This is a genomic window from Caulobacter sp. ALps2 (genome assembly GCF_058681635.1).
In genome coordinates this window covers 504,452-523,541 of record NZ_CM178743.1, presented here as the reverse complement: position 1 = coordinate 523,541, position 19,090 = coordinate 504,452, and the positions used below count along the sequence as shown (strand labels likewise).

19 protein-coding genes are annotated in these 19,090 nt (G+C 67.3%); 10 read left to right on the top strand and 9 right to left on the bottom strand.

Going from position 1 to position 19,090, the window contains the following annotated elements:
- Positions 1-46: 46 nt before the first annotated feature.
- Together ACW173_RS02340 and ACW173_RS02335 are read right to left on the bottom strand one after the other, a co-directional pair.
- Entirely contained in the window at positions 47-1,312 is a 1,266-nt protein-coding gene (locus tag ACW173_RS02340) for a family 43 glycosylhydrolase (RefSeq protein ID WP_492083288.1), read from the bottom strand.
- A gap of 83 nt (positions 1,313-1,395) precedes the next feature.
- Positions 1,396-2,052, bottom strand: coding sequence for a J domain-containing protein (locus ACW173_RS02335; RefSeq protein WP_492083287.1), 657 nt, complete (start codon positions 2,050-2,052; stop codon positions 1,396-1,398).
- A 58-nt stretch (positions 2,053-2,110) separates the two neighbouring features.
- Here ACW173_RS02335 and ACW173_RS02330 point away from each other — a divergent pair, with 58 nt between their 5' ends.
- The 3 genes from ACW173_RS02330 to ACW173_RS02320 all read left to right on the top strand — a co-directional run bounded on the left by ACW173_RS02330 (position 2,111) and on the right by ACW173_RS02320 (position 6,377).
- Positions 2,111-2,383 (top strand): BolA family protein, encoded by a 273-nt coding sequence (locus tag ACW173_RS02330; RefSeq protein WP_492083286.1) that lies wholly within the window; start codon positions 2,111-2,113, stop codon positions 2,381-2,383.
- A 90-nt stretch (positions 2,384-2,473) separates the two neighbouring features.
- On the top strand, positions 2,474-2,890 hold the full coding sequence (cdd, locus tag ACW173_RS02325) for a cytidine deaminase (RefSeq protein WP_492083285.1): 417 nt from the start codon (positions 2,474-2,476) through the stop codon (positions 2,888-2,890).
- 439 nt (positions 2,891-3,329) lie between these two features.
- A complete protein-coding gene (locus tag ACW173_RS02320; RefSeq protein ID WP_492083284.1) occupies positions 3,330-6,377 on the top strand; it encodes a TonB-dependent receptor domain-containing protein in 3,048 nt (1,015 codons plus the stop codon).
- Positions 6,378-6,491: 114 nt separating this feature from the next.
- Here the strand turns inward: ACW173_RS02320 and ACW173_RS02315 are convergent, their stop codons facing one another.
- The 4 genes from ACW173_RS02315 to ACW173_RS02300 all read right to left on the bottom strand — a co-directional run bounded on the left by ACW173_RS02315 (position 6,492) and on the right by ACW173_RS02300 (position 10,251).
- Complete coding sequence (locus ACW173_RS02315) at positions 6,492-6,860, bottom strand: response regulator (RefSeq protein ID WP_492083283.1); 369 nt, start codon at positions 6,858-6,860, stop codon at positions 6,492-6,494.
- Between the two features lie 3 nt (positions 6,861-6,863).
- Positions 6,864-8,459 carry an HWE histidine kinase domain-containing protein gene (locus ACW173_RS02310; RefSeq protein WP_492083282.1) on the bottom strand — a complete coding sequence of 532 codons (1,596 nt, stop codon included), beginning with the start codon at positions 8,457-8,459 and terminating at the stop codon, positions 6,864-6,866.
- A gap of 100 nt (positions 8,460-8,559) precedes the next feature.
- On the bottom strand, positions 8,560-9,846 hold the full coding sequence (locus tag ACW173_RS02305; RefSeq protein ID WP_492083281.1) for an HlyC/CorC family transporter: 1,287 nt from the start codon (positions 9,844-9,846) through the stop codon (positions 8,560-8,562).
- 9 nt (positions 9,847-9,855) lie between these two features.
- The gene (locus ACW173_RS02300) at positions 9,856-10,251 is read right to left on the bottom strand and encodes a MarR family winged helix-turn-helix transcriptional regulator (RefSeq protein WP_492085867.1); all 396 of its coding nucleotides are present in this window, start codon (positions 10,249-10,251) and stop codon (positions 9,856-9,858) included.
- Positions 10,252-10,464: 213 nt separating this feature from the next.
- Here ACW173_RS02300 and ACW173_RS02295 point away from each other — a divergent pair, with 213 nt between their 5' ends.
- Positions 10,465-11,025 (top strand): DUF7994 family protein, encoded by a 561-nt coding sequence (locus ACW173_RS02295; RefSeq protein WP_492083280.1) that lies wholly within the window; start codon positions 10,465-10,467, stop codon positions 11,023-11,025.
- A gap of 34 nt (positions 11,026-11,059) precedes the next feature.
- Here the strand turns inward: ACW173_RS02295 and aroB are convergent, their stop codons facing one another.
- Both aroB and ACW173_RS02285 read right to left on the bottom strand, forming a co-directional pair.
- Positions 11,060-12,172, bottom strand: a complete 1,113-nt coding sequence (gene aroB, locus ACW173_RS02290) for a 3-dehydroquinate synthase (RefSeq protein ID WP_492083279.1) — start codon at positions 12,170-12,172, stop codon at positions 11,060-11,062.
- Positions 12,173-12,182: 10 nt separating this feature from the next.
- Positions 12,183-12,746, bottom strand: a complete 564-nt coding sequence (locus tag ACW173_RS02285; RefSeq protein ID WP_492083278.1) for a shikimate kinase — start codon at positions 12,744-12,746, stop codon at positions 12,183-12,185.
- Positions 12,747-12,806: 60 nt separating this feature from the next.
- Here ACW173_RS02285 and ACW173_RS02280 point away from each other — a divergent pair, with 60 nt between their 5' ends.
- From ACW173_RS02280 to ACW173_RS02265, 4 genes are read left to right on the top strand one after another with little or no spacing between them, the layout of a single operon-like run.
- Entirely contained in the window at positions 12,807-14,318 is a 1,512-nt protein-coding gene (locus ACW173_RS02280; RefSeq protein ID WP_492083277.1) for a hypothetical protein, read from the top strand.
- Complete coding sequence (locus ACW173_RS02275; RefSeq protein ID WP_492083275.1) at positions 14,315-15,232, top strand: site-specific tyrosine recombinase XerD; 918 nt, start codon at positions 14,315-14,317, stop codon at positions 15,230-15,232. The genes ACW173_RS02280 and ACW173_RS02275 overlap by 4 nt, the downstream gene beginning before the upstream one ends.
- A 5-nt stretch (positions 15,233-15,237) precedes the next feature.
- Positions 15,238-15,459, top strand: coding sequence for an alkylphosphonate utilization protein (locus ACW173_RS02270; RefSeq protein WP_492083274.1), 222 nt, complete (start codon positions 15,238-15,240; stop codon positions 15,457-15,459).
- A gap of 58 nt (positions 15,460-15,517) precedes the next feature.
- Positions 15,518-16,009 (top strand): hypothetical protein, encoded by a 492-nt coding sequence (locus ACW173_RS02265; RefSeq protein ID WP_492083273.1) that lies wholly within the window; start codon positions 15,518-15,520, stop codon positions 16,007-16,009.
- Here the strand turns inward: ACW173_RS02265 and ACW173_RS02260 are convergent.
- On the bottom strand, positions 15,972-16,115 hold the full coding sequence (locus ACW173_RS02260; protein WP_492083272.1) for a hypothetical protein: 144 nt from the start codon (positions 16,113-16,115) through the stop codon (positions 15,972-15,974). The two genes, ACW173_RS02265 and ACW173_RS02260, sit on opposite strands and share 38 nt — an antisense overlap.
- A 369-nt stretch (positions 16,116-16,484) precedes the next feature.
- Between ACW173_RS02260 and ACW173_RS02255 the strand changes: the two genes are divergently transcribed.
- Together ACW173_RS02255 and ACW173_RS02250 are read left to right on the top strand one after the other, a co-directional pair.
- On the top strand, positions 16,485-17,168 hold the full coding sequence (locus tag ACW173_RS02255) for a response regulator (RefSeq protein ID WP_492083271.1): 684 nt from the start codon (positions 16,485-16,487) through the stop codon (positions 17,166-17,168).
- Positions 17,155-19,089, top strand: a complete 1,935-nt coding sequence (locus ACW173_RS02250) for a sensor histidine kinase (RefSeq protein WP_492083270.1) — start codon at positions 17,155-17,157, stop codon at positions 19,087-19,089. Before ACW173_RS02255 ends, ACW173_RS02250 begins: the two co-directional genes overlap by 14 nt.
- Position 19,090 lies beyond the last annotated feature (1 nt).

The following is a 19,090-nucleotide window of genomic DNA, read 5'->3' as shown; positions in this document are numbered from 1 at the left end:
AGTGGCGGCGAAAGATGGCTCAGTCACGGGGCGCTTCGCAAGTCGCCTAGGTAAACGGTTTGAACGGCTGGTCCTTGGAGGCGATGACACGGCCGGCGACGTCGAACTCGATGGCGATCAGGCCAGGCTTCTCGCGGAACGGCATCTGGTCGTCATTGCCGAAGAAGGTCTGCCACCAGCGGCCGGTCTTGTCGCGGAAGAGGTTGCCGCCGCCGCCGCCCGGCGGGCCTTCGTGGCGTCCGGCATAGGGGCCCAGCAGGTTGTCCGACGAGGCGAACCAGAAGGAATAGCGGCCCTCGTCCTTGTTGCAGGCCCCGACGTAGTACTTGCCGTTGGCCCGGAAGAAGGTCGCGCCCTCGAAGCCGACGCGACGCACCGGCTTGCTGGCCTTCGCCGCCCGGGGATCGACGCCGCTGTCGTCGAACACCAGGTCCTGCCAGTCGCCGGCGAAGTCGCTGAAGTCGGGCTTGATCTCGCGGACCTTCGTGGCCGCGCCCCACGATAGATAAACCTTGCCGTCGGCGGCCTCGAACAGCGTCGAGTCGATGCCGCCCTTGATCGGCGCGTCGGACAGGGCGTGGACGTAAGGGCCCTCGGCGCGGCCGGTGGTGCTCTTCAGCACGCCGATGCCGACGCCGCTGATGCAGTGGCAGATGTAGAAGTTGCCGCCCAGGAAGTGGATCTCCGGGGCCCACAGCGCGCGGAACGGCACGCCGGCGCGGGCGGTCCAGTTCTTCTCCCAGGTCCCCTCGCGGTCGATGCTCCAGACCAGGCCCATATAGTCCCAGGCCTTGAGGTCGCGGGAGCGCCACAGCTCGACGCCGTCGTTCACCGCCCAGCAGTTATCGCCGGTGGTGCCGGTCATATAGTAGAAACCGTCGCCGCCCAGGCAGACGATGGTGTCGCGGATGTGGGCGTTCCAGATCGGGCGGATGGCCGGCAACTTGCCGCTCTTCACGGCCGAGCCGCTGTCGGCCTCACCCCAGGGCGCGACGGGATAGGCGCGCGGTTCGGGGCCCTTGTAGCTGACCTCCGACAGGCCCGAGCGCCAGCCGCCGTCCTGAGTGGCCTTGGTCACGGGGCGACCGGCGCCGCTGATCCGGGCATAGGGCCAGTAGTCCTGGGCGGGCGGTGGGACAACCCGCCGGCTGTTGTCGGCGCCCTCCAGCTTGGGCGTGCCCGGCTTGGGATAGGTCGGATAGAACAGCCCCTGGACCTGGGCGAAGGCCGGCGCGCCCATCAGGCCCAGAGCGGCTGTGCTCAATCCGGCCAGCAGCGCCCGACGGTCGGTGTTCTTTCCGTAGCGCGGCATGTTTCCTCACGGCGGGTTTATTACTCCGACAAATAGCGCCGAGACTTGCCGGATCAAACCCACTTTTGGCGAGAGGCGCCGCCCTAGTTCTTCACCAGCCCTGCCTTCTGCAGCTGCTTGTAGGCCTTGATGACCCGCTGCAGCTTGTGCTCGGCGCTGCGGTCGCCGCCGTTGGCGTCGGGGTGGCAGCGCTTGAGCAGTTCCTTGTACTTCGCCTTGATCGTAGCGCTGTCGGCGCCGGCTTCCAGGTCCAGGTCGGCCAGAGACTGGCGTTCCAGCTTACCCAGGCTGCGCTCGGCGGCGCTGCGTTGCGATTCGGCCTTGCGCTGCTGGGCGCGGAAGATCCCGAACGGGTCGGCGAAGGCCCGGGCGTCGCGCGCGGCGGCCGCGGCGGCTTCACGCGAATTGGCGTCGGCCTTGAAGCTCCAGGTCGGACGACCGCCGGTCATCCGCTCGCTCTCCTGAGCGGCGCGGATCTGCGCTTCGCTCATGCCGGCGTAGAAGTTCCAGTTCTTGTTGTATTCGGCCGCGTGCTGCTGACAGAACCAGTAGTGCTGGTTCGGCAGGTCGCGCGACTTCGGAGCCTTGGTCGAGCCCGCCAGGCGACAATCGGGATGGTCGCAGCGTTTCTCGCCCGGCTTGAGGCCCAGGACGTCGTTCACCGGGTCGTCCTCGCCCTTCTTGGGCGGCCGGACCCGGATGTCGGTGAATTTGGGACGATATTCGAACTGCCGGCTCATGGCGTCTAGAGTAAGCCCGCGCTATTTCCGTTCAAGGATTGACAAGCAAGAGACACACATGGGCGATGTCACCGACACCCTCCTTCGCAAGCTGAACGAGGCTTTTTCGCCCACCCGCCTGGAGCTGGTGGACGATAGCGACCGTCACCACGGCCACGCTGGCCACACCGGTTCGGGCGAAAGTCACTTCAATCTGCGAATCGAGGCGGACGCCTTTGCAGGCAAGGCCCGCGTGATGCGCCAGCGCATGGTGATGAAGGTGTTGGCCGACGAATTGGCGGGCCCGGTCCACGCTCTGTCGATCGTCGCGACGGCGCCCGGCGAGGGGTAGGGAGGGGCGGCGTTTTTCGCTTGCGCGAAAGGGCTGCGGCTGATTGCCTCTCTCCCCGGCGCGATCCTCTGCCGGAAGGCAGGAAGCAGCATGAGCGCCACCCCCGAAACGGTTGAACAGGAAGCCGCCAAGGTTCTGCCCGGTCTGCTGGCGCGGTCGTACGCCCGCTATTCCAGCTTCACGGTGGCCGCGGCGGTGATCGACGACGAGGGGAGCGTCCACTACGGCGTCAATGTCGAGAACGCGGCCTATCCGGTCGGGACCTGCGCCGAACAGACGGCGATCGGGGCGATGATCACCGCCGGCGGTTCGCGGGTCATCGACAAGGTGCTCATCGCGGCCGGCTCCGACGCCGTGGTCCAGCCTTGCGGAGCCTGTCGGCAGCGCATCGCCGAGTTTGCCAGCGAGGCTTGCCAGATCGTCTCGGTGCAGGGCGGTGAGACGACCGAAAGGCTCGATTTCTGGGGCCTCCTGCCCCATTCGTTCGGCCCGCGCGATCTCGACTAAGGCCTAATTTGGGCAATTAAGGTCCAAATAATAGACGCTACAAATTCGCGACGCCGTTCAATCGGCCCTCCGAACTCGATCGTCGAATTGCGCCACTATGTGAAAATTATTGCCTCAAAAGCGTGACATGTATGAAAAAATGGATGTTTTTGCCGACATTGTGCGGCATATGGGTAGAATATATTAACTTGCGGTAATGCAACATTGTGTGTCGAAGTTCGGCTCGCATGGCATTTCTGTGTCCTCACGGTAACGCTTTCACCACGAAGTCGTCCAATTCGCCTTATTGCAGGTGTCACCGACCTGACGCAGGCCGTACCCTCCCCCTAAGGCTCACTCCGACCTCTGCATTTGGCTCATGCGGGGGCAGTGGGCCAATTGTCCAATTCGGGGGTTTTTTCTAAAAATGATCAGTCGTTCACTCCTCCTCGGCACGAGCATGCTGATCGCGCTGGCTAGCGCGACCACTGCCTTCGCTCAAACCGAGACGGCCGCCGCGCCCAAGGAAGATGTCGCTGAAGTCGACGCCGTCGTCGTCACCGGCTCGCGCATCCGTCGTCCCGACCTGGTTTCGGCCCAGCCGATCCAAGTCATCAGCTCGGAGTCGGTGGACGCCAAGGGCTACACCAACCTGGCCGACGCCCTGAACGACATGCCGTCGGCCGGTATCCCGATCAACCCGATCGGCGACCAGGGCTCGTTCGGTACGGGCCGCAACTACATCAACCTGTTCAACCTGGGCACCAACCGCACCCTGACGCTGGTGAACGGCCGCCGCTTCGTCGGCAGCAACGTCGCCTCGCTGTTCTCGGGCGCGGGCGGCGGTGGCCAGGTCGACTTCAACGGCATTCCGACCGGCCTCGTCGACCGCACTGAAATCATTCAAGCCGGCGGCGCCGCCGTCTACGGCTCGGACGCCATCGCCGGCGTCATCAACATCATCACCAAGACGCACTTCGAAGGCGTCGAGGTCGATGGCCAGTACGGCGTCTCGGACAAGGGCGACGCGGACACCTACCGCGCCCGCATCACCGCCGGCCGCAACTTCATGGACGGCCGCCTCAACGTCTCGGGCAGCTACGAATACAACGAGACCACGCAGCTCGGCTTCAACGATCGTGACATCACGGCCCGTCAGCTGGCCTTTGTCGTCAATCCCGCCAACCGTACGGCCACCGACGGCATCCCTGGCTCGATCATCGCCATCAACCGCCGCATCCCGGAAGTCACCTTGGGCGGCATCGGCTTCCGCAACAGCGGTTCGTCGTTGGGGCAGCTGCTGACCATTCCGGATCCGAACAACCCGGGTCAACGCATCGCGGCCCAGTTCGGCCCGGGCGGCACGCTGATCCCGTACAACAGCGGCACCTTCTACAGCGCCAGCGTCGCCACGGGCGGCGACGGCATGAACCTGGCCGACCTGTCCTCGCTGGTCTCGCCAGTGAAGCGTCACGTCGCGACGCTGTTCAGCCGCTTCGACATCACCGACCGCATCCGCCTGAACACGGAAGTGTTCTACAATCACCAGACCTCGGTCGAGCCGTACAACCAGCCGATCTACAACGCCCCGATCTTCGGCGGCAATTCGGCTTCGCTGCGCTTCTCGACGGCCAACCCGTTCCTGCCGGCGGCCACCCGCGCCGCCATCCTGTCGCAACCGACCGGTGGCGCTCTGGCGACCTTGGCCGCCGATACGGCCAGCCCTGGTGACGTGCTGTTCTATCTGAGCCGCGCCTCGGCCGACCTCGGCAACAACAAGACCAACACCGAAGGCGATCTGCTGCGTACGGTGTTCAACCTGGAAGGCGACTTTGAATTCGCCGACCGCAACTTCTACTGGAACGTCGCGGCCAACCTGGGCAAGTCGTGGGGTTCGTTCCAGTCGCCGAACATCATCCAGACGCGCTTCGTCGAAGCCATCGACGCGGTTCGTGACAGCTCGGGCGCCATCGTCTGCCGTAGCGCCGCGGCGCGCGCCGCCGGCTGCGCCCCTCTGAACATGTTCGGTCTGGGCGCGCCTAGCCAAGCGGCCAAGGACTACATCAACGTCCAGTTCGAGAGCAAATACGCCCTCATCCAGCAAGGCTACGAAGCCAACTTCGGCGGTGACCTGATCCGTCTGCCGGGTGGTATGGTCAGCTTCAACGCCGGCTACGAGTACCGCAAGGAAAAGTCGCGCTTCACCCCGAACGAACCGCAACGCCTCGGCGTCGGTCGCTCGGCCGCGATCACCGCCCTCAGCGGTTCGTACGACACCAAGGAAGTCTACATCGAAGGTCTGATCCCGATCTTCGGCGGCGACTTCTCGTTCCCGGGCATGCGTAGCCTGGAAGTCGAAGGCGCTCGCCGTCGCGTGAAGAACTCGCTGGCCGGCACCAACGACGCGTGGAGCTATGGCGTCCGCTGGAAGCCGATCAACGACCTGCTGATCCGCGGTACGGTCAGCGCGGCCTTCCGCGCTCCGGCGATCACCGAGCTGTTCCTGCCGAACGCGACCAGCTTCTTCACCGCCACCGACCCCTGCGACGCCCGCAACATCGGTACGGGCCCGAACCCGGCGACCCGCACGGCCAACTGCCGGGCCGACTTCGCCGCCCTGGGTCTGCCGGCCAACTTCAACCTGACCTCGACCGTCCAGGCCGCGACCGTCCAAGGCACCACCTCGGGCAACACCAGCCTGCGCAACGAAGTGGCTGATGAATGGTCGGTGGGCTTTGTCTACCAACCCTCGTTCATCAAGGGTCTGGCGGTCAGCTTCGACTGGGTGAACATCGACATCAAAGATGCGATCGTGAACTTCAGCCTCAGCTCGATCATGCAGGTCTGCTACGACTCGCCGAGCAAGCCGGCCGATGTCTGCTCGCGCTTCCGTCGTAACTCGCAAGGTCAGATCGTCACCGCCGATGCGGCCAGCGGCTACACGGGCCCGGCCCAAGGCTTCGTCAACGCGGGCTACACCAACTTCCAGGGCGCGACCCTGGGCGTCGACTACAACTTCGACCTGGCCGACGCGCCGTTCCTCAACAAGGCCGCCAACGGCGCCGACCTGGGTAACCTGGACTTCAACTTCGACCTGTTCCACGTCAACAAGCAGGAGACCTCGGTCACCGGCCTGGGCTTCGACCTGAACGACGACAAGGGCGAAATCGGCAACCCGGATGTGGGTTGGCAGCTGGACACGACCTACAAGCGCGGTCCGCTGTCGGTCACGCTGACCACCAACTTCACGGGCAAGTCCTACTTCAACAAGGACTTCACGCCGGAAACCCGCGATCCGCTGTGGGTCAAGGACTACTACGTGAACCACCTGCAGATGTCGTACGACCTGACCGACTTCGTCGGCGGCCGCTACGGCTTCGACAAGGTCAAGGCTCGCCTGAACATCCGCAACCTCTTCGACGAGGAAGCGCCGTGGGGCACCACCGGCCTGGGCGTCTACGACGTCATGGGTCGCTACTACCAAGTCGGCCTGACCGCTCGCTTCTAAACGACGACGGCCGGGAGGCCTGGCCTCCCGGCTGATCGCCGAGCAAACGGTAGGCAAAAAGAAAGGGCGGCTCCTCGCGGGGCCGCCCTTTTTCGTGTCTGCTACCGAGAGCGCCTAAGCCGTCTGGCTGACCAGGCTTTCCAGCACGCGGCGCAGGTCGGCCTCGCGGAAGGGCTTCTGCAACACCGTGGCGCCCTTGTGATCCTCGGTCAGGCCCGCCTCGCCATAGCCGCTGGCGAAGGCGAAGGGCACGCCGCGCGCCTTCAGGGCGTCGGCCACGGGGAAGATCGGGCGGCCGCCCAGATTAACGTCCAGCAGAGCCGCGTCGATGTCGGCCGAGCCCGCCAGGCGCAGGGCTTCCTCGATCTCGGCGGCCGGGCCGACGACGGTGCAGCCGAGATCGGTCAGCATGTCCTCGACCAGCATCGAAACCAGCGCCTCGTCTTCGACGACCAGGACCTTCAGGGACGAGAGAGTAGTCATGTTTCAGGGCTCCAGCGCGCGCAGGGGCAACGCCATTTGGCAGACGAGGCCGAGGGTATCATAGGTCAGCTCGACCCCGCCGGATAGCTCGGCCGCGAGGCCGCGCTCCAGAAGGCGGACGCCGAAGCCACGACGGGCCGGCGGGCGGACGGGTGGGCCGTCGCTTTCGGTCCAGGTCAGGCGCAGGACGCCGTCTTCCTGAGACCAGGCCACAGCCACGCGGCCATCCGGCGTCGACAGGGCGCCGTACTTGGACGCGTTGGTGGCCAGCTCGTGGATACCCATGCCCAAGGCCACCGCGGCCTTGGGGTTCAGGCGCACGTCGCCGGCATAATCGAAAGTCACCCGGTCCTCGCCGGCCATGGCGTGCAGCTCGACGTCGAACACTTCGCGCAGGCTGGCGCCGGCCCAGCTTTCGCGGGTCAACAGGTCGTGGGTCTGTGACAGGGCGATCAAGCGGGTCTCGAAAGCGTCGCGGAAGTACTCGGGCGCGGCCACCGAACGCAGGGTCTGGGCGGCGATCGACTGCACCGTGGCCAAGCTGTTCTTGACCCGGTGGTTCAGCTCGTTGACCAGCAGTTTCTGGCGTTCATCGGCGCGCTTGCGCTCGGTGATGTCCAGCGAGACCCCGGCCAGGCGGCGTACGCCGCCGTCGTCGGCGGTCTGGGCGGCGCGGCCCCGCGCGTGTAGCCAGCGCAACTCGCCGGTCGGATGCACAACGCGGTACTCGACATCGTAATCGGCGCCGTCGCGGATCGCGGCCTCGATCGCGCCCAGGATGCGCGGGCGATCCTCGGGATGGATCGTGGCGATCAGGTCGGCGAAGGTGAAGCTCTCGTCCGGGCGGCGGCCGTAATTGGCCCTGCACAGGTCCGAGGCCTCGTAGGTCTTCGTGGCCACGTCCAGGTCCCACGAGCCCATGCGGCCACTGTCGAGGGCGAACTTCAAGCGTTCCTCGGCCCGGCGGCGCTGGGTCAACTCGGCCACGGCGTCGCCGTTCAGCTTGATCGACTCGATGGTGGCCGCGACCTGGGCCCCCAGGCTGACCAGCAGGGACTCGTCGCGAACGCTGAAGCGGCCCGCCTCGGGATGACCGAAGAACAGGCCGCCCAGCACCTCGCCCTGCCGAGTCGCGACGGGAATGGCCAGATAGCTGCGCACCGGCAGGTGGCCCTCGGGCATGCCCTTGCGCGGCGCGTTGCGGCCGTACCGGGGGTCGAGGGTGATGTCGTCCGATCGCACCACGCTGGTGTTTTCGAAGGTGGGAGCGAAGACCTCGGTCTTGCGCACCTTCGGAAAACTAGCGAAGGCTTCGGGCGCGGCGCCGGACAGGCGATACAGCGCGTAGGATTCGCCGTCAGGCTCGACAAGATTGTAGAAGAAAGCGCCAAAGGCGGCGCCGCTGATCTCACGGGCTCCGTCGATCGCCACCTGCACGCACGCGTCGATGTCGAGGCTGGAAGCGATCGCCTCGCTGACCCGCGCCAAGGTGTCGGACTTGCGCATTTCGTCGGCGAGGGCGGTCTCCAGCCTGGCCAGACGCGCGCGCGGAACGGCTTCGCCGTCCTCGCGAATGTCGGTCTCAGCCAACTTGACCAACGCGCCCCTCCACGCCGAACCGCCCCTGGTCCGTAAGGACACGAAACGCGTCCTTTTCGATCTAGTTCCCGAACTCGCGCGGAAACTTCACCGTAGTGATTCAGAGTTCGCTGTCGTCGTCCAGAGGGGCGCTGATCCGCAGGGCCGTGATCTGGTTTCTCTGACGCCGGAACACCTGGAAACGGTGGCGGTGGAATATGAAGGTCTGGCCTGGCTCCGGGATCATTTGGGCCTCGTGGATGACCAGGCCAGCGATGGTGACGGCGTCGCCTTCGGGCAGTCGCCAGTCCATGGCGCGGTTCAGGTCGCGCACCGTGACATGGCCGTCGACGTTGACCGAGCCGTCGCCCTGCCGCCGCACGCCATCCAGGGCGGTGTCGTGCTCGTCGTCGATCTCGCCGACGATCTCCTCGAGGATGTCTTCCAGCGTCACCAGGCCCTGCAGCGCGCCGTACTCATCGACGACCAAAGCGAAGTGGCTCTTGCGCTTGAGGAAGGCGTTCAGCTGGTCCTTGAGATTGGTGGTGTCGGGAATGAACCACGGCTCGCGGAGGATGGCGGCGATATCGAGGCCTTCCACGCCCGTCGGCGACTGGGCCAGAGCCTTGAGCAGGTCGCGGGCGTGCAGCACGCCGATGATGTTGTCGGGTTCGTCGCGATAGAGCGGGATGCGGGTGTGTTGCGCTTCCAGCACCTCGTCGACCAACTCGCGAGCGGGCAGGTCAGCATCCAGCAGGACCATCGACTTACGGTGGACCATGATCTCGGAGACATCCATGTCCGAGAGGTCCAGCACCCCACCCAGCATCCGCCGGTCGCCGGCCTCGACCAGGCCTTCGGAGTGGTGGTAGTCGACCGCGCCGCGGATCTCCTCGTGGGCGGCCAGCACGTCGACAGCCATGTCCAGCTTGACCCCGAACAATCGCAGGGTGCGGCGCACGATCCACTGGATGGCGTAGATGATGGGCCCAAACAGCCGGACCACCAGCAGGGTCGGGCCCGACAGCGTGCGGGCGACGTCGTCGGAGCGGACGATGGCCACGGTCTTGGGCAGCACCTCGGCGAAGACCAGAACGAGCACGGTCATGACGGCGGTGGCGGTCGCCACGCCCCACGGACCGGGGATCAGGGTCGTCAGCACCTGGGTGGTCAGGGCCGAGGCCAGGATGTTGATCAGGTTGTTGCCCAGCAGCACCGCCCCGATCATCGTCTCCTGGTCGGCCAGCAGCTTGTTGACCCGTCGGGCTGGCGCGTCGCCCTCGCGCTCCAGCTGGTGCATGCGCGAGCGGCTGGCGCCGGTCATCGAGGTCTCGGCCGCCGAGAAGATCGCCGACAGGGCCAGAAGGGCGACGACGATGGGCGCGAGGCCGAGGAGGGCGGTGAACATGGTCTCTCCCTACCGCGTAGGCTGCGCGCTGACAAAGCGCGCGACCGAATCCCGGAACGCCTGGACGTCCTTGTTCAGCCGCACCAGCCGCGTGACGTCCATGCCAGCGGCGGCGAATAGCGTCTGGCCGAGGCAGGTGCTGCGGGCCTGCATGTCACGGCCAGCGTCTGTCAGGCTGACGACCACCTGGCGCTCGTCGGCGGGATTGCGTACGCGGCTGACCAGGCCCGCGCCCTCCATCCGCTTGACCAGCGGCGTCACGTTGCTCGAGTCCAGGCCCAGCCGCTCGCCGATCGCGCCGACGCTGAGACCGTCGCTTTCCCACAGCGTGCTCAGCACCAGGTACTGCGGATAGGTGATCTCCAGCGCGTCGAGCAGCGGCTTGTAGGCGCGATTGATCGCCATGCTGGCTCCGTAGAGCGAGAAGCACAGCTGCTCGTCGAGCGTGGGAATGTAGTCGGGCACGGCGGTCTCCTGGTCGCGACGGTTATCTACCGTGAAAATAGATGTCGTGACAAATATTGGCTGGACTCACTGGCGGTGTCCGCGCTAAGGGCTTTCATATGTCGCGACATATAATGTCTCGGCATGTAACTCTCAGCCCCTACGGAGGCCGTCATGGCCCATGTCGACACAGCCCAGCGCGACGCGCTCAAGCGCTATTATTTCCTGCGGGCCGGCGTGTCCGTGGCCTGGATCCTGGCCGCCGTGGCGGTCGGGACGCACAGCCCGCTGGCCGCCGGCGTGCTGCTGGTGGCCTATCCGGCCTGGGACGCTCTGGCCAATGCGCTCGACGCCCGGTCCAACGGCGGCTTCGCGGCCAACGGCCCGCAGACCTTCAATTTGATCGTGAGCCTGCTGGTCGCCTGCGCGGTGTTGTTCGCGCTTCAGACCGATCCGCGCCGGGTGCTGACCGTGTTCGGCGTCTGGGCGGCTTTCTCGGGCATCCTGCAGCTAGCCGCCGGCGTGCGTCGCTGGCGTTCGGTGGGCGGCCAGTGGCCGATGGTGCTGAGCGGTGCGCAGTCGGTGCTGGCCGGGGTCTTCATGATCACCCAGTCGCTGGCGGCGGGCGACCATCCGATGACCGCCGTGGCGATCGCGCCGTACGCAGGCTTCGGGGCGTTCTATTTCCTGGTGGCGGGTATCGCCTTGGCGGTGAAGGGGCGGAAGCGGGGCTAAGTAATCCCTTCTCCCGCGAGGGGGAGAAGGAAACTTACCGCGCCCCTTCCTCGACCAGGAAGGCCTTCAGCGCCTCGCGGTCCACGTCCTTGGCGACGAAGGCGTCGCCGATGCCGCGCACGAGCACGAAGGTCAGCTTGCCGCCCTCGGCCTTCTTGTCCTGGCCGCAGTGGGCGACCAGGGCGTCGGCCGAGAACGGCTCCGGCCGGACATCGGCCATGGTCGTCGGCAGGCCCGCGGCCTTGATGGCGGCTTCGGCGCGGACGGCGTCCTGGCTGGGGCACAGGCCCTGCTTCGCCGAGAAGCGGAACGCCTGGGCCATGCCTACGCCCACCGCTTCGCCGTGCTTGAGCGCGTCGCCGAAGCCCATCTCGGCCTCGATCGCGTGGCCGAAGGTGTGGCCAAGGTTCAGGAGCGCGCGGCGGCCGGCTTCCTTCTCGTCCTCGGCGACGATCTCGGCCTTCATCTCGACACTGCGGCCGACGGCGCGAACCAGGGCCTCGACGTCACGGGTCAGCACGGCGTGGACGTTGGCCTCCAGCCACTCGAAGAAGGCGAAGTCGCCCAGCAGGCCGTACTTGATGATCTCGGCATAGCCGCACGACAGCTCGCGGGCGGGCAGGGTGCACAGCACGTCCAGGTCCGCCAGGACGAGGCGTGGCTGGTGGAAGGCGCCGATCAGGTTCTTGCCGCGGGGGGTGTCGATGGCGGTCTTGCCGCCGACCGAGCTGTCGACCTGGGCCAGCAGGGTCGTCGGCACCTGCACGAAGTCGATGCCGCGCTTGTAGATAGCGGCCGCGAAGCCGGCCAGGTCGCCCACGACGCCGCCGCCGAAGGCCACGATCTGGTCGCCGCGCTCCAGGCCCAGGGCCAGCAGGCGGTCGGACAGGTCCCGCAGCCCCTCGAAGCTCTTGCTCTCCTCGCCGGGCGGGATCGTGATGACGTCGACCGCGACGCCGGCCTTTTCCAAAGACACCGCCAGCCGCTCGCCATGGTGCTCGCCAACGTTCGAGTCGGTGACGATGGCCACGCGCTTGCGTTTGCCAAGTACAGGCGCGATGCGCTCGCCGGCCTTGTCGATCAGGCCCGGACCGATGACCACGTCATAGGCGCGATCGCCCAGGCCCACGGGGACGGTGCGGATCATGGCGGTACTCCTACTCGGTAGCCGGACGGGCGCGCAGGGCGGCCAGGATGGCGTCCACCGCCACCCCATGCGGCGTGTCGCCGGTCTGGACGTGGACTTGAGCCTCGGCATAGGCCGGATAACGCACCTGCGCCAACTGGGTCAGGACCTGGATAGGATCCTTGCCCTTGACCAGCGGCCGGTTGTCCTTGCGCGAGACGCGGCGAGCCAGCAGCTCGATATCGGCCTTCAACCAGACCGAGACCGCCTTCTCGTTGATCAGCGCGCGGGTCTCGGGATTGACGAAAGCCCCGCCGCCGGTGGCCAGCACGTGCGGCGGCTCGTCCAGCAGGCGGCCGATCACCCGACGCTCGCCGTCGCGGAAGGCCGACTCGCCCAGCTCGGCGAAGATCGCGGAGATCGAGCGGCCGGCGGCGGCCTCGACCTCGTTGTCGGCGTCGCGGAACGGCAAGCCTAGCACGCCCGCCAGACGGCGGCCGACGCTGGATTTCCCCACGCCCATCAGCCCTACCAGCACGATGGTCTTTTCGCGCAGCGGAGCGAGATCTTCAGCGGTGTGAGCGAGTTCGGTCATGATGCGGTCGCGGGTTTACACGAGGCTTGGCCAAACCGCCAAGTTTGCGAGAACTCCGTCATGCGTCATAACCGGTCCATGGTCCTTTCGATGCGTTCTTCGCAAGCATGCGCGCTGCTCGTCGCCCCCTTCCTGGGACTGGGTGGCCTCGCCGGCCCTGTCGCCGCCCAGGAGGAGGTCACGGTCAAGAGCCTGGCTCCGCCCGACTACTTCTCCAGCCCCGCGGCCGACACCGGCATCGGGGGCGATCTCTGGAAAGACACCGCCCCCGACATCATGCGCGACGTCCTGCCCAAGCTGGGCGGGCCCAAGCCTCTGTCGCCGGCCTTCGCCAGACTGGCCAAGCGCCTGCTGTCGACCGGCGCCAACGGCCCGGCCGGGGTGGGCGACAATGTCGAGATGGGCGCTCAGCGAGCCCTGGCCCTGATCACCCTGGGCGAGGCCCAGGGCGCCAACACCATCCTGGACCGCGCGACCGGCGCGGCCGGCAGCTCGGCGCTTTCGATGGCCGCGGCCGAGGCGGCCCTGATCGCCGGCGACGACGACAAGGCCTGCCGCACGCAGGACGCCCTGACTGTCGACCGCGGCGGCGCCTACTGGCTGCGCCTGCGAGCCTTCTGCCAGATGAAGGCCGGCCAGAACGATCCCGCCCAGCTGACCTTTCAACTGGCGCAACAGGCCACGAAAGACGCCGACTACGGCCGCCTGATGGGCGCGACCCTGGCCGGTACGGCGCCGGGCGCGGCCAATCTGAAGAACGGGGTCAACTACGCCCTGTCGCGCCATCTAAACCTTGATATCCAGTCGTCCGCCGCCGTCGCCTCGGCCTCGCCGGCCCTCAAGCCTCTGATCAAGGCCAGCGGCGATCTGTCCGGCGTGTCGTCCGGCGCCGACCTGACCGCGCGGGAAGCCTCGGACCTGGCCTTCCTGCGCCAGGCCAAGACGCTGTCCGCGTTCGTGGAAGCCGCGCAAGCCTCGACCGTCTCGATCGCGACCCTGGCCGCCGCTGGCGGACCCTTGCAGGATCCGGTGCTGATGGCCCGCGCGTCCCTGGCGGCTGGCGACGTCGCCAGCGCCCAGGCCATCCGTGGCCGTCTGGTGCAGGACAGCATCCCCGGCGCCACCGCCGTAGACCTTGCCGTGCTGGACGCCCTGATCGCCGCCGCCCAAGTTGGCGTAAATGGCGGCAAGGTCGACAACCAGGTGCTGGGCAATCTCGTGGCGCGCGGCGCTTCTGGCGGTCCGAAGTCGCCGGCCCAGCCCGCCGCCGCCCTGCTGGCCAGCCTGGGCGGAAGCCTGGATCCCGACGCCCGCGCCCAGTTCGCCGCCTTCGACCTGGGCAAGTCCGTCGCCTCGCCGGCGCGGATGCAGGTGATGGAGGACGCCGGCGCCGCCAAGCGCAAGGGCGAGGCGGGCCTGCTGGCCCTGTCGATCGCCGTCGACAGCGGCGCGACCGGTCCAGTCCCTGTCGACCGCGCCCGGATCGCCCGCGCCCTGAACCGCGCCGGCCTGCCCGCCGACGCCCGCGCCATTGTCGTCGAGGGGCTGCTGGGTCTGGCCTTCGTGAAATGAGCACGAAAGGCGCGGGCTGGGTCGACGCTTTCCTTGAGATGATGGCCGTCGAGCGCGCGGCCGCCCGCAACACCCTGACCGCCTACGGCAAGGACCTGGACGACGCCCGCGCCTTCCTGGCCGGCTCGGGCCTGGACCTGGACGACGCCGACGCCGAGACGATCGAGGCCTATTTCCAGGACCTGGCCGCGCGCGGCCTGTCGCCGGCCACCGCCGCTCGCCGCCGCTCGGCCGTGCGCCAGTTCTACCGTTTCGTGCTGGGCGAGACCTGGCGAGCGGACGACCCTTCCCGCCGCGTCGCCGCCCCCAAGGCGGGCCGGCCGCTGCCCAAGGTGCTGGAACGCGAGGAGATCGAGCGCCTGCTGGCCGCCGCGATCAAGAAGGATGGCGCGCAAGGCCTGCGCCTGTCGTGCATGATCGAGCTGATCTACGCCTCGGGCCTGCGGATCTCCGAACTCCTGGCCCTGCCGCTGACGGCCCTGGCCCGCGACCCCGCCTATCTGATCGTCAAGGGCAAGGGCGGCAAGGAGCGGCTGGCGCCCCTGAACGACGCCGCCCGCACGGCGGTGAAGGCCTATCTGGCCGAGCGTCCCAGCTTCCTGCCGAAGGGCGTGAAAGACAGTCCGTGGCTGTTCCCGTCGCGTGGCTCGACCGGCCGCCTGACCGCCCGCCGCGTGGGGCAGCTGCTGGAAGACGCCGCTATCGCCGCCGGGGTCGATCGCGAAAAGGTCAGCCCCCACGTGCTGCGCCACGCCTTCGCCACCCACCTGCTGGAAGGCGGCGCCGACTTAAGGGTCATTCAGACCTTGCTTGGCCACGCTGACATTGCGACCACGCAGATCTACACCCACGTGGCCGGCGAGCACTTGCAGCACGTCGTCCAGACCAAGCACCCGCTTGGGCGGAAAAGGTAAGAGCTATGTCCGAAGAAACCCGCGACTCGAACGGAACCCTGCTCGCCGATGGCGACACCGTCACCCTGATCAAGGACCTGAAGGTCAAGGGCTCGGGCGGCGTCACCCTCAAGCGCGGCACGGTGGTCAAGAAGATCCGCCTGACCGGCTACCCCGACGAGATCGAGGCCAATGTCGACAAGGTGAAGGGCCTCGTCCTGCGGACGGAGTTCGTCAAGAAGGCCTGAGGCTAGGCCTAGGCGACCCGCGGGCTCCGCGCTACCTTGGGTGGATTGGAGGCCGCCCATGCTGGATCTGATCTGTGACACCGCGCCGTTCTGCGTCGCCCGCGACTACGCTCCGGCGGTCGAGACCATCGGCATGTTCCGCGAGGTCGATACCGCCGGCCAGGCGATCCAGGCCGACGCCGAGGCGGTGAAGGGGCTGGGCGTGCGGATCCAGTACGTCTCCAACGACTATCTGAACAGGGTCCCGGCCAAGGCCCTGCGCCAGGCCTGCGCGGATGGGGTCTGTGTTGTCTTCCGGGTGTCGTGCGAGGACCTGACGTGCTCCTGGCATGTTGCTCCGACGTTGAAGACGGGTCCGGTGTTCCTGAAGGAAATCCGCCTGGTCGCCGCCAGCGCCGAAGACTTGGCCCGGGCGAAGACGCAGGTTTTCGTCTCCGCTGGCGGGCATCGGATCAGCCTTGCTCGGCTGGACAAGAACAGACCTGCTCCAGCGGGGGATTACACCGCGCCGGTCACGGCGGCGGACCAGGCCCGCCGCGCCCGCTCTTGATCGCCTTCAGCGCGATCGCCGTCAGGGCCAGCAGGCCGGCCGGCACGATGGCCAGCAGCCAGACCACGACGATCAGCAGCAGTTGCAGGCTGGTGACGACGACCACCAGCGCCCGGTTCTCCGGTCTCCAACCATCTGAACGGGGAGAGGGCCACGGCACGGACAGGCCTCGCGATGTTGGCGGCATGTCGCCGGATCGGCGGCGACATGCCGCCCGCCTCGCTGGACGGGAATCGAGCCGGAGGAGGGACGCCGTCTTTTGCGACGCCCCTCGCCCTTCTTGCGCCCCACCGCGCGAGCCCTTCGAAAGCCGTTGCTCACACAGCCGTCGACACAGCCTAGTTGCCGCGCGCGGGCCCTCGGAGCAATGTCGGGCCTGTCGCAAGATGTGATGACGTCGTCTGGCGAGAGTTAAGAGACGCCTTTTGCTACAACGGTTTGCCTAGGGTTTGTCGCGGAGGGCGAGGAGGGTCGAATGAGCATGGACGCCGCGCCGTCGACCCCGCTGAAGGTCGCCCTGGTCGAGGACGACGCAGCGTTCCAGCAGGCGTTTCGCACCGCCCTGGCCGCCGCGCCGGACCTGGCGATGGCCGGCGTCGCCGCGACCGCCACCGAGGCGCGCGCCATGCTGGCCCAGCCGCCTTGCGACGTGCTGGTCGTCGACCTGGGTTTGCCCGACGGTTCGGGCGTCGACATCATCGGCGAGGCCCACGGCCGCTGGCCTGGCTGCGCGATCATGGTCGCCACCACCTTCGCCGACGAACGCCACGTCATCGCCTCGATCGAGGCCGGGGCCAGCGGCTACCTGCTCAAGGACAGCCCGCTGCCGACCATCGCCGAGGACATCCGTATCCTGCACGGTGGCGGCAGTCCGATCAGCCCCCGCATCGCCCGCCAGGTGCTGATGCGCTTCCGCCCCGACGAGAAGCCAGCAGAAGAGGCCGAGGCCGCCGAGAAGCCGGGCGTCCCTAGCCTGTCGGAGCGTGAGAAGGAGACGCTGCAACTGATCACCCGCGGCTTCTCGTTCGAGGAGATCGCCGAGCTGATGGGCGTGTCGCGCAACACGGTGCTGACCTTCGTGCGACGGATCTACGCCAAGCTGGAGGTGCGCTCGAAGACCGAGGCGGTGTTCGAGGCCCGCGCCTATGGCCTCCTCTAGGGGCGCGCTGACACAGCGCCCCTGGTTCCCATGGGCGGTGTGGATCGCGGTCGCGCTGGCCATCGGGACGGTCGTCTTCTTCGTCCAGGCGCGCGCGGGGGGCGAGCGGATCACCGCCGCGCGGCTGAGCGTCGCCGACACCGTCGGTTACCAGCGGCCGCCCGCCACCAGTCCGCGAGCTGCTGGCGGCAAGGCCGTCACCCTGCCGCATGCGCCCAAGCCCGACTTCGCGCCCACCGCCGACGCCTCGCCGCGGCACATCGCCACCCGCGTCACCTGGTACGCCCTGAACGTGCCGCCGCTGCCCGACGACGGTCGCCAGCTCTACCTCTACATCCCGCGCTGGAAGTCGGACGGCTCCCTGGCGATCTATGCCGATGGCCGCCTGGTCAGCCAGTCGCACGCCAATCTGCAATGGAACGGCTCCAACCAGCCGATCTGGATCGCCCTGCCGCGCTCGGACGTCTCGCATCCGCCCAAGCGGCTGGACATCCGGCTGCAGCACGTACGCGGCATCGGCGGCGCGTTCTCGTCGGTCTGGATCGGCAATTTCCGGCAACTGGCGCCGCGCTACTATGTCCGCCAGTTCTTCCAGGTGTCGCTGCCGGCCTTTTCCGTCACCGCCTTCCTGGCGACCGGTGTCTTCTCGCTGTTCGTCTGGTTCAGTCGCCGCAACGAGCCGATCTACGGCCTGTTCTTCCTGATGTCGCTGGTCTGCTTCCTGAGGATGCTGCACACCTTCGTCGGCGAGCGTCCGCTGATCGTCTCCGACGCCTGGTTCGGCTGGATCACGATCAATTCGGTCTACTGGATCTGCGCGACGATGCATCTGTTCGCGATCCAGCTGCACCATGGACGCCAACCGATCCTGACGCGCGTGGTCATGGCCAATACCGCGTTCTGGTCGGTCGCCACCCTGCCGGGCCTCTTGGATCCCACCCTGCTGGCGGCGCCGATCTACATCAACATGCTGATCCTGGGCGGGGCCATCGGCTTCAACGTCATGCGCCTGTCGATCAAGGCCCGGTCGCGCTTCGCCATGTGGCTGTCGGTCTGGAGCTTGGTCGGCCTGGCCTTCGCCGTTTACGACGTGGCGCTGCAGCAGAACCTGGTCAATATCGAGAGCGTCTTCCTGACCAACTTCACCGGCGTCGGGCTGACCTTGCTGTGCTGGTACATCATGTTCAGCCGCTACATCGAGGCGCTGGAGACGGCGACCCAGGCCAAGGCCGACCTGGCCCGGCGCCTGGCCCAGCGCGAGGCCGAGCTGACCGCCAGCCACGCCAAGCTGCGCGAGGTCGAGCGCCGCGAGCTGCTGCACCAGGAACGCCAGCGGCTGATGCAGGACATGCACGACGGCCTGGGCTCGACCCTGGTCGGCGCCCTGCGGGCCTTCGAGGGCAATCGCACGGCCGATCTCGACACGGTCAGCATCCTGCGTGGCTGCATCGACGACTTGAAGCTGACCATCGACTCGATGGAGCCGGTCGAGACCGACCTCTTGCTGCTGCTGGCCACCCTGCGTTTCCGCCTGCAGCCGCGCCTGGAGGCGGCGGGGGTCAAGCTGATCTGGGACGCGGGCGAGGTGCCGCCGCTGGAGTGGCTGGACCAGCGCCACGCCCTGCACATCCTGCGGATCATGCAGGAGGCGATCGCCAACGTCCTCAAGCACAGCGGCGCGCGGACGGTGACGGTGTCAGTGCAGGCTGAGGGCGATCAGGTGCTGGTACGGGTGCAAGACGACGGCCTGGGGTTCCTGCCCGCCGCCTCGCCGACCGGCGGCCGTGGCCTGACCAACCAGCTCAGCCGCGCCGAGGCGATCGGCGCCGCCATCCGCTGGGAGCCGACCGACCACGGCAGCAGCCTGGCCCTCGTTCTGCCGGTCAGCAAGCCGCAGCGGTTGGCGCACGGCGAGATCTGAA

What these genes read in the sequence shown, in the direction of transcription:
- aroB (WP_492083279.1), bottom strand. Translation starts at nt 12,172, where the DNA reads ATGATCCGCACCGTCCCCGTGGGCCTGGGCGATCGCGCCTATGACGTG.
- cdd (WP_492083285.1), top strand. Translation starts at nt 2,474, where the DNA reads ATGAGCGCCACCCCCGAAACGGTTGAACAGGAAGCCGCCAAGGTTCTG.
- ACW173_RS02275 (WP_492083275.1), top strand. Translation starts at nt 14,315, where the DNA reads ATGAGCACGAAAGGCGCGGGCTGGGTCGACGCTTTCCTTGAGATGATG.
- ACW173_RS02250 (WP_492083270.1), top strand. Translation starts at nt 17,155, where the DNA reads ATGGCCTCCTCTAGGGGCGCGCTGACACAGCGCCCCTGGTTCCCATGG.
- ACW173_RS02300 (WP_492085867.1), bottom strand. Translation starts at nt 10,251, where the DNA reads ATGGCGATCAATCGCGCCTACAAGCCGCTGCTCGACGCGCTGGAGATC.
- ACW173_RS02280 (WP_492083277.1), top strand. Translation starts at nt 12,807, where the DNA reads ATGCGTCATAACCGGTCCATGGTCCTTTCGATGCGTTCTTCGCAAGCA.
- ACW173_RS02335 (WP_492083287.1), bottom strand. Translation starts at nt 2,052, where the DNA reads ATGAGCCGGCAGTTCGAATATCGTCCCAAATTCACCGACATCCGGGTC.
- ACW173_RS02315 (WP_492083283.1), bottom strand. Translation starts at nt 6,860, where the DNA reads ATGACTACTCTCTCGTCCCTGAAGGTCCTGGTCGTCGAAGACGAGGCG.
- ACW173_RS02270 (WP_492083274.1), top strand. Translation starts at nt 15,238, where the DNA reads ATGTCCGAAGAAACCCGCGACTCGAACGGAACCCTGCTCGCCGATGGC.
- ACW173_RS02305 (WP_492083281.1), bottom strand. Translation starts at nt 9,846, where the DNA reads ATGTTCACCGCCCTCCTCGGCCTCGCGCCCATCGTCGTCGCCCTTCTG.
- ACW173_RS02330 (WP_492083286.1), top strand. Translation starts at nt 2,111, where the DNA reads ATGGGCGATGTCACCGACACCCTCCTTCGCAAGCTGAACGAGGCTTTT.
- ACW173_RS02265 (WP_492083273.1), top strand. Translation starts at nt 15,518, where the DNA reads ATGCTGGATCTGATCTGTGACACCGCGCCGTTCTGCGTCGCCCGCGAC.
- ACW173_RS02255 (WP_492083271.1), top strand. Translation starts at nt 16,485, where the DNA reads ATGAGCATGGACGCCGCGCCGTCGACCCCGCTGAAGGTCGCCCTGGTC.
- ACW173_RS02285 (WP_492083278.1), bottom strand. Translation starts at nt 12,746, where the DNA reads ATGACCGAACTCGCTCACACCGCTGAAGATCTCGCTCCGCTGCGCGAA.
- ACW173_RS02295 (WP_492083280.1), top strand. Translation starts at nt 10,465, where the DNA reads ATGGCCCATGTCGACACAGCCCAGCGCGACGCGCTCAAGCGCTATTAT.
- ACW173_RS02340 (WP_492083288.1), bottom strand. Translation starts at nt 1,312, where the DNA reads ATGCCGCGCTACGGAAAGAACACCGACCGTCGGGCGCTGCTGGCCGGA.
- ACW173_RS02320 (WP_492083284.1), top strand. Translation starts at nt 3,330, where the DNA reads ATGCTGATCGCGCTGGCTAGCGCGACCACTGCCTTCGCTCAAACCGAG.